This window comes from Streptomyces sp. NPDC001194, from assembly GCF_042896985.1.
GTDB lineage: Bacteria > Actinomycetota > Actinomycetes > Streptomycetales > Streptomycetaceae > Streptomyces.
On record NZ_JBIAXU010000027.1, the window covers coordinates 41,324 to 56,486 of the forward strand.

Consider the following 15,163-nt stretch of genomic DNA (forward strand, 5'->3'; position numbering starts at 1 on the left):
CTATCCGAGGCCGGGGACGGCGGAGACCACGAGGTCGATGAGCTTGATGCCGACGAAGGGCAGGACGAGGCCGCCGAGTCCGTACACGGCCAGGTTGCGGCGCAGCAGGTCGTGGGCGCCGGCCGGGGTGTAGCGGACACCGCGCAGCGCGAGCGGGATCAGGGCCACGATGATCAGGGCGTTGAAGATGATCGCCGAGGTGATGGCCGAGGTGGGGCTGTGCAGCCCCATGACGTTGAGCGCGCCGAGCCCCGGGTACGCGGACGTGAACATGGCCGGGATGATCGCGAAGTACTTCGCGACGTCGTTGGTGATGGAGAACGTGGTCAGGGCGCCGCGCGTGATGAGCAGCTGTTTGCCGATCCGCACGATCTCGATGAGCTTGGTGGGGTTGGAGTCGAGGTCCACCATGTTCCCGGCCTCTTTGGCGGCCGAGGTACCCGTGTTCATCGCCACGCCGACGTCCGCCTGTGCCAGCGCCGGCGCGTCGTTCGTGCCGTCGCCCGTCATCGCGACGAGCCTTCCGCCCGCCTGCTCCCGTTTGATCAGCGCGAGTTTGTCCTCGGGAGCGGCCTCGGCGAGGTACTCGTCGACACCGGCCTCGGCGGCGATCGCGGCCGCGGTCAGCGGGTTGTCCCCGGTCACCATGACCGTACGGATGCCCATGCCGCGCAGCTCGGCGAACCGTTCCCGGATGCCGTCCTTGACGACGTCCTTGAGGTGGATGATTCCCAGGACCCGCGGGCCCTCCCAGTCGTGGACGGCGACGAGCAGGGGCGTGCCCCCCGAGCGGGACACCTGCGCGGACCGGTCGGCGGCCTCGGGCGGTACGTGCCCGCCCCGCATGGCCACCCAGGCGCTGACCTCCTGTACGGCGCCCTTGCGGATGGCGCAGCCGGTGCCGTTGTCCCAGCTCAGGTTGATGCCGCTCATCCGGGTCCTGGCGCTGAAGTGGACGAAGCGCGGGTTGCTCAGCTCGTGCTCCGCGGGCGCCGTCAGGCCGTACCGCTCGGCGAGGGCGACGACGGAGCGGCCCTCGGGGGTGTCGTCGGCGAGGGAGGACAGCTGGGCGGCGTCGGCGAGCTTGCCGTGGTCGATGCCGGGCAGCGGGAGGAAGCGCCCGGCTTCGCGGTTTCCGGTGGTGATGGTGCCGGTCTTGTCGAGGAGCAGGGTGTTCACGTCGCCGGCCGCTTCCACGGCCCGGCCGCTCATCGCCAGGACGTTGCGCTGGACGAGCCGGTCCATGCCGGCGATGCCGATGGCCGAGAGCAGGGCGCCGATGGTGGTGGGGATGAGCGTGACGAGGAGGGCGACCAGTACGGCCGTGGACTGGGCGGCGTGCGCGTGCGCGGCCATCGGCTGGACGGTGACCACGACCAGGACGAAGATCACCGTCATGGCGGCGAGCAGGATGTTCAGCGCGATCTCGTTCGGGGTCTTCTGCCGGCTGGCGCCCTCGACCAGCGCGATCATGCGGTCGATGAAGCTGTGACCGGGGCGGGAGGTGACCCGTACGACGATGGAGTCGGACAGGACGGTCGTACCGCCCGTGACCCCGGTGCGGTCTCCGCCCGACTCCCGCAGCACGGGAGCCGATTCGCCGGTGACGGCGGACTCGTCGATCATGGCGGCGCCGTCCACGACGTCCCCGTCGGCCGGGACCGTCTCGCCCGCCTCGACCAGCACGAAGTCGAACGGCTGGAGTTCGGCCGGGGAGACGGCCTCGGTGGGTGCGTGGCGGAGGTTCGTTCCGTACGTCCAGTGCCGCAGCCGCAGCGCCACCGTGTCCGTACGGGCCTTGCGCAGCGACGCGGCCTGGGCACGGCCCCGGCCTTCGGCCACGGCTTCGGCGAGGTTCGCGAAGAGCAGGGTCAGCCAGAGCCAGACGCTGATGACCCAGGTGAAGACCGACGGATGCAGGAGCGCCGAGAGCGTGGTGAGCGCGGAGCCGACGGCGACGACGAACAGCACCGGTTTGCGGACGAGTTCACGCGGGTGGAGCTTGCGCACCGCCTCGCGGGCCGAGGCCGCGAGCTGCTCGGGCTCCAGCATGTTCGCGGGGCCCGGACGCCTGCGGGGCGGCCGGCTCGCAGGGGGCCGAGACGGGGTCCCGAGACCCGGGGGCGTGTGCTGCGCGGCAGCGGAGGACATGGAGTGGCCTTCTGGTGGGAATCGGCGGAGCGCCCCTGGCCGTGTCTGTCGCGGCCCGAGGGGGAGCGGCTCCCCGGTGGCGGAGCGGGCAGGAACTTACCGCCCGCTCCGAGCGATTCCCGTGGCACCCGCGGGAATTGGCGGTCCCTTGACGGCCGTGTACGGAGAGCCGTCAAGGGACCGTCAACGACGCGTCAACGCACGCCGCGGGTGAAGCGCGGCGACGATCGCCACCGAACGGAACACCAGGGCCGGGCGGGCCGTCAGGAGTGCGTGAAGAGTGGGCGCGCCCGCGTATGGAGTGCGCCAAGAAGGCTGGTCACGCCGCGTTTGCGCCCCCACGCTGTCCCTCGTCCGCGCTCAATCGGAGGGACCGGCAACATGGCCATTCAGCTAGGCAAACGGGACACGGCAGCCGCGGTCCCCGGCACGGAGGAGCCTCCCGGCAAGGGGGCCGACGCCCGTCACCGGCTCACGGCCCTCCAGGGGCTGTCGGCACTCTCCCTCGATGCGATGGCGTCCGTGGCGTACGGGCCGGAATCGATCGTGCTCGTGCTCGCGGCCGCCGGCGCGTACGGGATGGGTTTCACCCTCCCCGTCACGCTCGCCATCGCCGCGCTGCTGGCGGTGCTCGTGGCCTCGTACCGGCAGGTCATCGCCGCGTTCCCGGACGGCGGCGGCTCGTACGCCGTCGCCAAGCGGCACCTCGGCCGGCGTACCGGCCTGGTGGCCGCGGCCTCGCTGATCCTGGACTACGTGCTGAACGTCGCCGTGTCGGTCACGGCCGGTGTCGCCGCGCTGACCTCCGCCTTCCCGGGGCTGTACGGGCAGCGGGTCTGGATGTGCCTCGGCGTCCTCCTCCTGGTCACCGCCGTCAATCTGCGCGGGGTCGTCGACTCGGCCAAGGCCTTCCTGCTGCCGACCGCCCTGTTCGTCGGCTCGATCCTCGCCATGATCACCGTCGGGCTGTTCCGGGACGGGCCGGTCAGCGCCGCATCCGCCGCCGGGCACGCCCCGGCCCTCGGCGAGGGCGCGACCACGGTCGGCGCGCTCCTGCTGCTGAAGGCGTTCGCGGCGGGCTGCTCCGCCCTGACGGGCGTCGAGGCCGTCGCCAACGCCGTACCGTCCTTCCGCGCCCCGGCCGCCCGCCGAGCCCAGCGCACCGAGGTCGCGCTCGGGGCCCTGCTCGGCGTGATGCTGATCGGCCTGTCGATCCTCATCGGCCGCTTCCACCTCCAGCCCGTCGAGGGCGTGACCGTCCTCGCCCAGCTCGCGGACGCCTCCTTCGGGCACGGCATCGCCTTCTACGTGGTCCAGTTCGCCACGATGGTGCTGCTCGCACTCGCCGCCAACACCTCCTTCGGCGGACTGCCCGTACTGATGAGCCTGCTGGCCCGCGACAACCACCTGCCGCACCTGTTCGCCTTGAAGGCCGACCGTCAGGTCCACCGCCACGGAGTGCTCGCGCTGGCCGCGGTCTCCGCCGCGCTGCTGGTCTTCTCCGGCGGCGACACCAACACCCTCGTACCGCTCTTCGCGATCGGCGTGTTCGTCGGCTTCACCATCTGCCAGGTCGGGATGGTCCGCCACTGGTACACCGAACGCCCCGGAGGCTGGGGCGACAAGGCGGTTCTCAGCGCCTTCGGCGCGGTCCTCACCGGTGTCGCGGCGGTCGTCGTGACCGCCACCAAGTTCACCGAGGGCGCCTGGGTCATCGTCCTCGCCCTCCCGCTGCTGGTCCTCGGCTTCGAGAAGATCCGGCGGACGTACGCGCAGATCGGGGAGCGCCTGGAGCTCGGCCGGATCCCGCAGCCCCCGACGCGGTCCCGCTCGCTGGTCGTCGTACCCGTCTCCGGGCTCTCGAAGCTGACCCGGCAGGCGCTGACGGCCGCCCGCTCGATGGGGGACGAGGTGCTCGCCCTCACCGTCACCCACCCCGCGCCCGAGGACCGGGGGAACGCCGAGGCCCTGCGCCGCGACTGGGAGTTGTGGGACCCGGGAGTCGAGCTCGTCGAGGTCGCGTCGCCGACCCGGGCCCTCGGCCGGCCCGTCTCGCAGTACGTGCGCGAGCTCGCCGCCGTCCACGCCGACGCGCAGGTCACCGTACTGATCCCGGAGACGGAGCCCGCGCACCTGTGGCAGCGGCTGCTGCAGAACCAGCGCGGATCCGTCGTCGCGCACGCGGTGCGCCGCGACACCGACGCGGTGATCTGCCGACTGCGCTTCCGCATCACCGACGCGACGCGGTGACGGGCCGCCGCCTGCTCCTCGGTGGCGGCGGGCGCCGTACGGGCGGCGCACCGCGCGAGCGGCGGCTCAGCGTGTGAGGATGACGCGCCGGCGGGACCACAGGTGGCCGGTGGCCGCGGAGAGCAGGAAGTCCGCGACGTCGCCGCGGTCGATTCTCCCGCCGGTGCGTCCCCTGGTGCCGTCCAGCGGGATCGTCCGGTAGGTGCCCGTGCTCGGGCCGTTGCCGAACATGACGGGCAGGGCGATGGTCCAGTCGCGGTCGCTGCGGGCGATGGTCTCGTCGGCGATGCCCTTGTCGGCCATGAGTCCGCCTATCACCAGCTTCGATGCCACGGCCTGGAAGTGGGACTGGCGCCGGGAGGTGTCGCCCGAGCCGAGAGCCGAGAGCCAGACCACACGCTCCACGCCGGCGGCGGCCATCGCTTCCAGCACGGGACCGGCCGTGCGGGTGGCGAGGGTGGACTTGAAGTCCTTGCCCGGTCCGAGGGCGCAGATGAGGGCTTGACCGCCCCGAGCCGCCTCTTCGACGTCCGCGGCCGACGCGGCGTCGCCGATGACGACGCCGACGCGCTCGTCGTCGCGCTGCGGCAGCCGGGCCGGGTCACGGACCAGTGCGGTGACCCGGTGTCCGGCTGCGAGGGCCTGCCGCAGTACCTGCCCGCCGATGGGGCCGGTGGCGCCGAGGAGGGTGAGCTGCACGATCAGGCCTCATTCCGTGTGCGGGCACGTCGCCGGACGGCCGGCAGCCACCCTGCCCGGGCGGCGGTGATCCGCGCGGACAGCGGGGGCGGCCGCCGACCGGCAGTTCGCCACCCGTCCGGTTCGCCACCCATCCTCGCGCGGGCCGGCGCGGGGGACCGGCAACGGCTCGCCCCGATCCCGGGCCGCCTTCGCGAATCCCGGGGACGCGGTGAGAAGACCGGCAAAGGTTCAACCATGTCCAAGGCCGGATACTTCATCGGGCTGTCCGGGGCCATCGGCTCGACGGTCACGTACGCGGCCTCGGTACGTCCCGCCGTGCGCGAGGCCACGAGCCACGGCGACGACGTGGAGGTCACCAGACACAGAGCGGCGAGTTGCCTGGCCTGGGCCGGGGTGGTCCTGCTCGTCGCCGGATACTTCCAGCTCGCGGCCCGGCTGGCCCGGGCCGGAAAGGGCATGCCGTTCGGCGACGCGCTCTCGCCGGCGCGGATCTGGGCCTTCCTCCGGGCCCCGGCGGGGAAGGACGCCTGGATCGCCCAGGGCACGATCCACCTCGTCCAGAACACCGTGCTGCTGCTCGCCTCCGCCGTCCTGATCGCACTGTTCCTCCCGCGTGCGCGGCGGCACCTGAACGCGATCGCGCTGACGGCCCTGCCGGCCGCCCTCGCCGTGACGCTCATCGCGGCGGTGCCGGCCACCGCGCCCAAGAACGCGGACAAAGTGCTGGACCTCGTCTTCGACCAGGTCCACTTCGTCAGCGGCGTCGTCTGGATCGGCCAGCTGTGGACGACGACTTACGGACTCTTCGTGCTCGTCAAGATCCTTCTCGTGCTCGGCATGGTGGCGGCCGGCGCCGTCAACCAGTTCTGGCTGATGCCCCGCATCCTCAAGGCCCGCCGGGACGACGACGCTTCCTCGCTCCTGCACCTGACCCTGCGGCACTTCCCCAAGGTCGTCTGGGGCGAGGTCGCGCTCGGGATCGCGGTACTGGGAGTGGTTCCCTTCCTGAGCGGCTCCGCCCGATCCGAGGCGGGCAGTCCGCCCGCCGTCTCCACCGGCAGCATCTTCGCGGTGGGCGCGCTGCTCGTCGTCACCCTGGCGGCGTCCCTCTACATCACCGTCAAGACCTCGGACGCCCTCGCCCGGCGCGCGACCCCCACCACGGCCTGAGCCCCGTCGGCGGTCCGCCGCCACACGTGAACGGCGGAACGGATCGGGGCCGTCCCCGTATCCGGCCGATCGATGACGCAATCCACGCACCGGCCGGATACGGAGCCCCGGCCGGTCAGCCCCCCACGTAGACGTCCTCGACGTACCGGCCGTCGGCCACCAGTCCCCGGAGCCAGTCCGAGGCCGCCGCCCCGTCCTTCCCGCTGTACCGGACGTACAGCCGCCGGAAGGCTTCGCGGACGCCCGGGGCCATGCGCGAGCCGTCCCCGCAGACGTGGATGCGGGCGCCCGCCTCCGTCAGCCGCCAGACCTCCTCACCCTCCGCCTCGATCCGGTGCTGTACGAAGCGGACCCCGCCTTCGGGCGCCAGCGAGAAGGCGGGGCGCATGGACACGGCGCCATGGCGCTCGGCGTCCTCCAGTTCCGCCCGGTGGAGGTAGTCCACGTCGGGGTGGTCGCAGCCGAAGTAGCACAGTGCGGGCGCCAGTTCGGCTCCCGAGGCACGCAGCGCGCGACGGTCGGCGATGGCCCCCCGGAAGGGCGCCAGACCGGTCCCCGCGCCGATCATGATGACCGGGGTCCGCTCGTCGTGCGGAACGCGGAAGGCCTCCCGGCACGGCTGCACCCGCGCGAGGACCGTGTCGCCGGGACGCACCCGGTGCAGGTACGAGGAGCCCACCCCGCGGAAGACGCCGTCCCGGCCGGAGCGGTGGGGGGCTTCCAGCAGCGAGATCATCAGGTCTGCCTGCTCCGGACCTGCCGACGGGGACGAGGAGATGGAGTAGTGGCGGGGCCGCATCGGCTCCAGCAGTTCCAGCAGTACGGGCCACGGCAGCCGGCCCCGCAGCGCGGGGTGCGCCTCGACGAGGTCCACGAGGGAGCCCGGGCGGGCTCCGCCGGCTCCCGCGGCCTGCGCCGCGATCCGTTCCAGCGCGGCCTTCTCCGGCGGGCAGGGGTTGTGCGCCGCGAGGACCGCCGCCCGCTCGGCCGTCACCGGGGCCTGGAGCTCGACGTGCCGGGTGAGCAGCTCGCGGACGGTGAGGGGCCGGTCGAGCGGCAGGGTGGTCCGGCCGGGGCGGTGGGCCCGGATGTCCAGCACCGAGCCCGGGTCGGCGCCCAGGACCCGGGCCGCCCGCTCCACCTCGGCGGGGTCGTTGGCCGGGAGGACGGCGAGGTGGTCGGCGGTGCGGTAGCCGACCCCTTCGGGAAGCCTGACGCGCAGGAAGCGCTTCGACCTGCCCGCCGGGTGGGCGAGGTCGGCGAGATCTCCGGTCTGTGTCACCGTCATCGGCCGGAGGTCGTGGCGCCGGGCCAGTGCGTCGAGCGGCCCGCCCGTGAGCTCGACGACGTCGTAGGCCGGGCCGGTGGATTCCGGCGCCCCGGAGGGGGCCGCCACGGACGCCGGGTCGCCGTAGCGCTCCAGCAGTGTCCGGCGCAGGGCCGCGGTGAAGCCGCGTACCGCTCCCGCGAGGTCCCCGGAGGCGTCGGCCTCGGCACGGTCCATCAGCCGCACCGCACCCGCCGAGGCGAGGCGGCCGTCGACGAGCGCGGGTACCTGCTGGTAGGTGGCGGCCCAGTTGCGGTCCCCGACGCCCAGTACGGCGTAGTGCACGCCTTCCGCGGCCCCGGGCCCCGCCTGGGTCAGCCAGGAGACGAATCCGGCCGCGTCGTCGGTGGGCCGTCCGTTGTACGACGCGGCGACGACGACCACGGGCCCGTCCGTCGGCAGCCCGCCGTCACGGTGGTCGTCGAGTGGCGCGACACGCGCCTCGAAGCCCAGTTCCGCCGCCGTTTCGGCCAGTTCCTCCGCGTAGGTGCGGCAGGTGCCGAAGTTGGATCCGTGCAGCAGCGTCAGCGGCGTACCGGGAACGGCCCGGGTGGGGGAGGCGCCCGTCGCCGGCGCCCCGGTGTCCTCCCCGTGGCCGGCCGGGAGGACCGCCCCGAGGGCCGCGCGGTTGCGGGATCGGTCGGCCGGGGTGCGCCGGGCCAGGGACAGCGTGAACCCGTCGGGCTTGAGCGTGAGCGTCTCCTTGATGCGCAGCTCGTACCGCCCCTGGTCGAGGAAGCGGTAGCGGTGCACCAGCATGCCCAGCAGCATCGTCGCCTCGTGGAGGGCGAACTGCCGTCCGATGCAGGCGCGTTCCCCGGTCCCGAACGGCTTGTACGCGTGCGGGGAACGGGCCGCCTCCGCCTCGGCGGCGAACCGGTCCGGGTCGAAGTCCTCGACGTTGTCGCCCCACACCGGATCGCGGTGCAGCATCGGGGTCAGCACCAGCATCCGCTGCCCCGCCGCGACCGGGTAACGGCCGCCGATCACGGTGTCGGCGCGCGCCTCGCGCGCGAACGCTGCGGCGGTGGGCCACAGCCGCAGCGTCTCGTTCAGGACCTGGCGTACGTAGCGCAGCCTGCCGACGTCCTCGAAGGAGGGCTCGGGGTCGGGGTCGTCGCCCCACAGCGCGTCGGTCTCGGCCTGGGCCAGGTGCAGCACCGCCGGGTTCTTCATGAGGTGGTACAGCGCGAACGAGAGGGCGCCCGAAGTGGTCTCGTGACCCGCGATCAGGAAGGTGATCACCTGGTTCCTGATGTTCTCCCCGTCGAGGACCTCGCCGGACCGGGGATGCGGGGAGCCCAGCATCAGGCCCAGCAGATCGTCGGTCGAGGTGTCCCCCGAGGCCTTGCGCTGCTCGATCACCTCGTCGACGACCCGGGCCAGGTAGGCGGCGTCCGCGGCGAACGCCTCGTCCTCGGCGGTGTGGTCCGCGCCGGGCACCCGGCCGAGCTTGGCCTGGCTGTGGGCGAGGGCCCGGACGAGTGCCCGGACGAACGGGTGCGCCTGCTCACGCTCGAAGGAGGCGAAGTCGTAGCCGAAGCCCGACAGGCCGATGGTGTCCAGCGTCATCCGGGTCATGTCCTCGGCGACCTCCACCGGGGCCGACACCTCGGAGCCCGGGGCGAACCGCGCGTCCCAGGAGCCGATGAGCCGCTTGGCCACCCTCAGCATGTGCGGGTGGTAGGTCCGCATCGAGGTGAGGGCGAAGGCCGGGAGCAGGATGTCGTGCGCCTTCGCCCAGTTGGGCTCGTCGTTGTACGCGGTGAACAGCCCGTCGGCGGCGACCTCGCGCACGTTCTCCAGCGCCGGTCCGATGCCCTTGGCGAAGCGCTGCTCGTCGGAGAGTTCCTCCACCAGCGCCGCGGAGCTCACGAACACGGTCTCCCGGTCGTGGAAGCGCTGGACGAAGACCGGACCGAGCCGGCGGGCGTGCCCCATGGCCGTCTGCAGCGGGGTGCTCGTCATCCCCGAGTCGCTCACGTCGACGACCGGCGGGTGCGCGGCGCCGTCGTGGAGGGGTCCGGTGCCGGTGGTGTGCGATTCATTCATGGCGTCTGCCTCTTCTGGTCACGTCAGCCGTGGTGTGTCCACGGTGACGCGGCCGCCGGGGCGATGGAGTGCGGCGACTACCTATTCTTGTAGGGGTGTTTTCCGTTCCGGGCCTTGATCGGAGGCCGTAGGCCGTGGCAGAGGAGAGCGCGTGATGGAGCCGTCAGGACATGCGCTGGGCGAGGCCGCGACGGCCTGGCGGTCGCGTTTCGTCAGCCTGTTCGACCGGGCGCCCGTGGCGCTGGCGATCAGTGACGCGTACGGCCTGATCCTCGGCGCGAACCCCGCGTTCGCCGCCGCGTGGCAGCTCCAACCGGGAAAGCTGGAAGGCCGCCGGCTCCTCGACATCCTCACGCCGACCAACGACCGGCAGCTGCACCGACTGGACGAGGCCCTGCGCTCGCGCCGCAGGTCCCGCTATCCGGTCGAAGTGAGCTGGCAGGTCCGGGGGACGGCCCGGCACGGCCGGGTCACCGTCGAACCGGTCTCCGACCCGCAGGACGACATCCCCCGCCTGCTGGTCTCGCTGACCGAGGAGCCGGCCGGGGACACGGGCGGAGGCCGCCTCGGACTGCCTCCGGAAGACCCGGCCGAGGGCCTCAGCCCCCGGGAAGCGCGCATCCTGCCGCTCGTCGCCGCCGGGGCGTCGGGATCGGCCATCGCCCGCGAGGTGGGCCTCACCGTCGACGGGGTCAACTACCACGTGACCCGGCTCTGCCGACGCCTCGGCGTACCCAACCGCCCCGCTCTGGTAGCCCGCGCCTACGTCCTCGGCCTGCTGGACCCCGCGGCGTGGCCCCCGCGTGCGGCGGCGCCCGGTCCGGAGCGGCCCTGAGGCGGCGACCGCGGGGCCCGTACCTCAGGTGCCGGGTGCGCGGCCCTTGGGCTGGCGGGGTTCGGGGGACTCGGGTGCGGGCGGGACGGGCAGCTCCGCCGGTGTGTCCCCGGTGAGCGCGACCGGGGTGTCGTGATGCATCACCGTGAGGGGATCTCCGGACAGGAGCGTGTAGCGGGCCGTCGACTGGCCCATGTCGACGCGGACCAGCCGCTCCTGGAAACGGACGTTGAAGGCCAGCCGGGTCAACGAGGACGGCAGGCGCGGCGCGAAGCGCAGGGGGGCCGGCGGCTCCTCGGCCCGCGGGATCCCGGACGGCCGGTCCTGCGGGGGTCCTTCCGGGGCGGGACGGGTGAGGCGCAGCCCGCCGAGGCCCTGGACCAGGCCGATCCAGGTGCCGGCGAGCGAGGCCATGTGGAGGCCGTCCCGAGTGTTGTGCTCGAGGTCGTCCAGGTCCATCAGCGCCGCCTCGCGGGTATAGGCCCAGGCGAGGCGCAGGTGGCCGGTCTCGGCGGCGAGCACGGCCTGGCAGCAGGCGGAGAGGGAGGAGTCCCTGACCGTCAGCTGCTCGTAGTAGGCGAAGTTGCGGACCTTCTCCTCGGCGGTGAACTCTTCCGGGCACGTGAACATGGCCAGGACCAGATCCGCCTGCTTGACGACCTGCTTGCGGTACAGGTCGAAGTACGGGAAGTGCAGCAGCAGCGGGTACCGGTCCTCTGAGGTGCCGTCGAAGTCCCAGGGCTCCTGGTCGGTGAAGCCGTCCGACTGCTCGTGCACCTGGAGCCGCCGGTTGTAGGGGATGGCCGTCCGCGCGGCGGTGTTGCGCCAGTCCGCGATCTCCTCGGCGTCGACGCCGAGGTCCGGTGCCCGGTCCGGATGGCGCGCCACGGCGTCCGCGGCGGCGAGGAGGTTCCGCCGGGCCATCGCGTTGGTGTAGAGGTTGTCGCGCGCGATGGCGCTGTACTCGTCGGGGCCGGTGACCCCGTCGATGTGGAAGACGCCGTCGGCGTCGAAGTGGCCGAGCGAGCGCCAGAGCCGCGCGGTGTGCACCAGCAGGTCGAGTCCGGGACCGCGGTAGAACTCCCGGTCTCCGGCGGCGAACACGTACCGCTCGACCGCCGCCGCGATGTCGGCGTTGACGTGGAAGGCGACGGTTCCGGCCGGCCAGTAGGCCGAGCACTCGGCGCCGTTGATCGTGCGCCAGGGGAAGGCCGCGCCGTCCAGCCCGAGTTGCCGGGCCCGCTCCAGCGCGCTGGGGAGCGTGGAATGCCGCCAGGCGAGCGCGGAGGCGACGGCGTACGGCGCGGTGTGGGTGAGGACGGGCAGGACGAAGGACTCGGTGTCCCAGAAGGCGTGCCCGTCGTAGCCGGTTCCCGTGAGCCCCTTGGCCGGGATGGGGCGCCGCTCGCCGCGCGCGGAGGCCTGGTAGAGGTGGAAGAGGCCGAACCGGACGGCCTGCTGGACCTCTTCGTCGCCCTCCACCTCGACGTCGGCCGAGGACCAGAACTCGTCCAGGCAGGCCCGCTGTGCGTCGAGCAGCCCCTGCCACCCCGTGGTGCGGGCCCCGGCCAGCCCGCCCTCCACCTGGTCGCGCACGGCGGGCAGGGAGCGCTCCGCGGACCAGCCGTAGGCCACGAACTTGACGAGCTCGAGCCGCTCTCCCGGTTCGAGGGTGGCGGTCACGGTCAGGCGGGCGACGTCCGGCTCGCTCTCGGCGGCCCACGCGGTGCCCGCGGGGCCCCGCACGATGTGGTCGGCCGCCACCGCGACGCGCTGCCCGCTCGTGGCCGTGCAGTGGACGAGGCGCAGCCGGGTGTCGTGCGCGTAGTGCTCCTCGGGGAGCAGCGGGGATTCGACGGCGGCGGCCATGCGCGGGTCGCCGGAGGCGGTGGGCAGCTGCTCGTTGGCCACGAGCTCGGACTGCACGGCGATGGTGGCCGGACCGTCTACGGTCTCGACGCTGTACGAGATCGCCGCGACGGCCCGCTGCGCGAGGGAGACCAAGCGGTGCGAGGTCAGGCGCACCGTGCGCCCGGAGGGCGTGGTCCACTCCGCCGACCGGCTCAGGACGCCGGTGCGGAAGTCCAGGACCCTTTCGTGGGAGAGGAGTTCGCCGTACCGCAGGTCGAAGGGGTGGTCGTCGACGAGCAGCCGGATGACTTTGCCGTCGGTGACGTTGACGGTCGTCTGCCCCGACTCCGGATACCCGTACCCGGCCTCGGCGTAGGGCAGGGGGCGGCTCGCGTAGACACTGTTGAGGTAGGAGCCCGGCAGGCCGTGGGGCTCGCCCTCGTCGAGGTTGCCGCGCCAGCCGAGATGGCCGTTGGACAGGGCGAAGACCGATTCGCTCTGCGCGAGGACGTCGAGGTCGAGGGCCGTCTCCCGCAGCTGCCAGGGCTCGGCCGCGAAGTTCTCGTGAGTGATCATCGGGGGTCCAGCAGCTCGGAGAGGTCGCTGACGACGACATCGGCGCCGTGCGCTCGCAGTTCGGCCGCCTGACCGGTGCGGTCGACGCCGACGACGAAACCGAAGCCGCCCGCCTTGCCCGCGGCCACTCCGGCCAGTGCGTCCTCGAACACCGCGGCATCGCGAGGGTCGGTGCCGAAGAGGCGGGCGGCCGCCAGGTAGCTGTCGGGGGAGGGCTTGCCGCGCAGTCCCTGCTCGACGATGGTGATGCCGTCGACACGGTCTTCGAAGAGGTCCTCGATGCCGGCCGCGACCAGCACGTCGCGGCAGTTGGCACTGGAGGAGACGACGGCGCGGCGCAGGCCCGCGTCGCGTGCGGCGCGCACGAAGGCCACGGAGCCCTCGTAGGACTCGACCCCCTGCTCACGGATGGCGCGGAGCACCAGGTCGTTCTTGCGGGTGCCGAGGCCGTGCACCGTCTCCTGGTCGGGGGCGTCACTCCCGGTGCCCTCGGGAAGCGTGATGCCGCGGGAGGCGAGGAAGGTGCGTACGCCGTCCTCGCGGGGGCGGCCGTCCACGTACTCGTCGTAGTCGTGCACGGCGTCGAACGGCACGAAGGCCGAACCGTCGTGCTCGGCCCGCCGGCGCAGGTAGTCGTCGAACATCGCCTTCCAGGCGGCGGCGTGGACCTTCGCGGTGCGCGTGAGTACGCCGTCGAGGTCGAACAGGCAGGCGCTGATGTGATCGGGAAGTCCCAGCATGCGTCCCCCTCACCGACCGGCGGGCCGGTGTCGTTCGGGCAGGTGCCACCGGTAGGGGGCGACGAGGGAGGTGATGGCCCCGGGCCCCCAGGATCCGGGGTCGTACGGGACGACGGGTGGAGGCGCGTCCAGCAGCGGCGCGGAGACCTCCCACAGGCGTTCGATGCCGTCGGACCGGGTGAAGAGGGACTGGTCGCCGAGCATGGCCTGCAGGATGAGGTGCTCGTACGCCTCCAGCGCGTTGTCGGTGGTGAAGGAGGTCTCGTAGCCGAAGACCATGTCGGCTTCCGCGAGCTGCATGGTGGGGCCGGGCTCCTTGGCGAGGAAGCGGGCGGTGATGGAGCCGGGGTCGGCGAAGTCGATGACGAGCTCGTTGGCGCGGCCGTCCGCCGCCTCCCGGGCGTCCACGGGGAACATGCCCAGCACGGGCTCGCGCAGGCCGAGGGTGACCACGTGCCGGCCCTCGGCCAGCGCCTTGCCCGAGCGCAGGTGGAAGGGCACGCCGGCCCAGCGCCAGTTGTCGATGTCGACGCGCAGCGCGACGAAGGTCTCGGTGTCCGAGGCCGGATCGACCCCCTGCTCGGCACGGTAGCCGCTGTACTGGCCGCGCACGACGTGGGCGGGGTCCAGGGGCCGCATGCTGCGGAAGACCTTGACCTGCTCGTCCCGGAGCGACTGCGCTTCGAGTGCGACCGGCGGCTCCATCGCCACGAATCCGAGCAGCTGGAACAGGTGCGTCACGACCATGTCGCGGAAGGTTCCGGTGCCCTCGAAGAAATGGGCGCGGCCCTGGATGTCGATCTGCTCGGGCACGTCGATCTGCACGTGGCTGATGTGCTCGCGGTTCCAGAGCGGCTCGAAGAGACCGTTGGCGAAGCGCAGCGCGAGGATGTTGTCCACCGCCTCCTTGCCGAGGAAGTGGTCGATGCGGAACACGCGGGACTCGTCGAAGACGGCGTGGATGGCCGCGTTGAGCGCGCGGGCGGACGCGAGGTCCGTCCCGAAGGGCTTCTCGACGATGACACGCGCGTCCCGGGCCAGCCCCGTGGCTCCGAGCAGCTCGACGACGGAGGTGAACGCCACGGGCGGGACGGCGAGGTGGAACAACCGCCTCGGCGTGCCGCCGACGGCCTGCTCGGCCTCGCGCACAGCCGTCACCAGCGGCTCGGTCGCGCCCGTGTCGGCAGCGCCGAAGGACAGGGCGGCCTCGAACTCCTGCCATTGCGGTCCCTCGGGCCGCGAGCGGCCGAACTCCGCCACGGCCTGGCGCGCGTGGGCGCGGAACTGCTCGTCGCTCAGGGCCTCGGCCGCCGGGGCCGAACCGACGATGCGGTAGCGCCGCGGCAGGAGCCCCGCCTTGGCGAGGTGGAAGAGGCCCGGCAGCAGCTTGCGCCTGGCGAGGTCGCCCGTCGCGCCGAAGAGCACGACGACGTGGTCCGCCGGGCGCGGCCGGGGCTGGGACTGGGACTGGGACCGGGTCTGGGAAGCGTCGGAGTCCCTGTCCACGGC

General features: G+C 72.8%; 9 protein-coding genes. 3 read left to right on the forward strand and 6 right to left on the reverse strand.

The window, feature by feature from the left end:
* Positions 1-2,151: a potassium-transporting ATPase subunit KdpB gene (gene kdpB, locus ACFY1T_RS33735; protein ID WP_390791571.1), complete on the reverse strand. Its 2,151-nt coding sequence runs from the start codon at positions 2,149-2,151 to the stop codon at positions 1-3.
* Between the two features lie 381 nt (positions 2,152-2,532).
* On the opposite strand from kdpB, the gene ACFY1T_RS33740 reads away from it, so the two are divergent.
* Positions 2,533-4,401 (forward strand): APC family permease, encoded by a 1,869-nt coding sequence (locus ACFY1T_RS33740; protein WP_390791572.1) that lies wholly within the window; start codon positions 2,533-2,535, stop codon positions 4,399-4,401.
* Positions 4,402-4,467: 66 nt separating this feature from the next.
* Here the strand turns inward: ACFY1T_RS33740 and ACFY1T_RS33745 are convergent, their stop codons facing one another.
* Positions 4,468-5,100 (reverse strand): NAD(P)-dependent oxidoreductase, encoded by a 633-nt coding sequence (locus tag ACFY1T_RS33745; RefSeq protein WP_390791573.1) that lies wholly within the window; start codon positions 5,098-5,100, stop codon positions 4,468-4,470.
* A gap of 237 nt (positions 5,101-5,337) precedes the next feature.
* Between ACFY1T_RS33745 and ACFY1T_RS33750 the strand changes: the two genes are divergently transcribed.
* Positions 5,338-6,273 carry a CopD family protein gene (locus tag ACFY1T_RS33750; RefSeq protein ID WP_390791574.1) on the forward strand — a complete coding sequence of 312 codons (936 nt, stop codon included), beginning with the start codon at positions 5,338-5,340 and terminating at the stop codon, positions 6,271-6,273.
* 115 nt (positions 6,274-6,388) lie between these two features.
* Here ACFY1T_RS33750 and ACFY1T_RS33755 read toward each other — a convergent pair whose 3' ends face one another.
* Entirely contained in the window at positions 6,389-9,652 is a 3,264-nt protein-coding gene (locus ACFY1T_RS33755; RefSeq protein WP_390791575.1) for a bifunctional cytochrome P450/NADPH--P450 reductase, read from the reverse strand.
* 154 nt (positions 9,653-9,806) lie between these two features.
* Between ACFY1T_RS33755 and ACFY1T_RS33760 the strand changes: the two genes are divergently transcribed.
* Positions 9,807-10,487 carry a LuxR C-terminal-related transcriptional regulator gene (locus ACFY1T_RS33760; RefSeq protein WP_390791602.1) on the forward strand — a complete coding sequence of 227 codons (681 nt, stop codon included), beginning with the start codon at positions 9,807-9,809 and terminating at the stop codon, positions 10,485-10,487.
* A 24-nt stretch (positions 10,488-10,511) separates the two neighbouring features.
* Here the strand turns inward: ACFY1T_RS33760 and ACFY1T_RS33765 are convergent, their stop codons facing one another.
* From ACFY1T_RS33765 to zwf, 3 genes are read right to left on the reverse strand one after another with little or no spacing between them, the layout of a single operon-like run.
* Complete coding sequence (locus tag ACFY1T_RS33765; protein ID WP_390791576.1) at positions 10,512-12,914, reverse strand: glycoside hydrolase family 65 protein; 2,403 nt, start codon at positions 12,912-12,914, stop codon at positions 10,512-10,514.
* Positions 12,911-13,654, reverse strand: coding sequence for a beta-phosphoglucomutase family hydrolase (locus ACFY1T_RS33770; protein ID WP_390791577.1), 744 nt, complete (start codon positions 13,652-13,654; stop codon positions 12,911-12,913). Before ACFY1T_RS33770 ends, ACFY1T_RS33765 begins: the two co-directional genes overlap by 4 nt.
* Positions 13,655-13,663: 9 nt before the next feature.
* On the reverse strand, positions 13,664-15,160 hold the full coding sequence (gene zwf / locus ACFY1T_RS33775; protein WP_390791578.1) for a glucose-6-phosphate dehydrogenase: 1,497 nt from the start codon (positions 15,158-15,160) through the stop codon (positions 13,664-13,666).
* Positions 15,161-15,163: the final 3 nt, after the last annotated feature.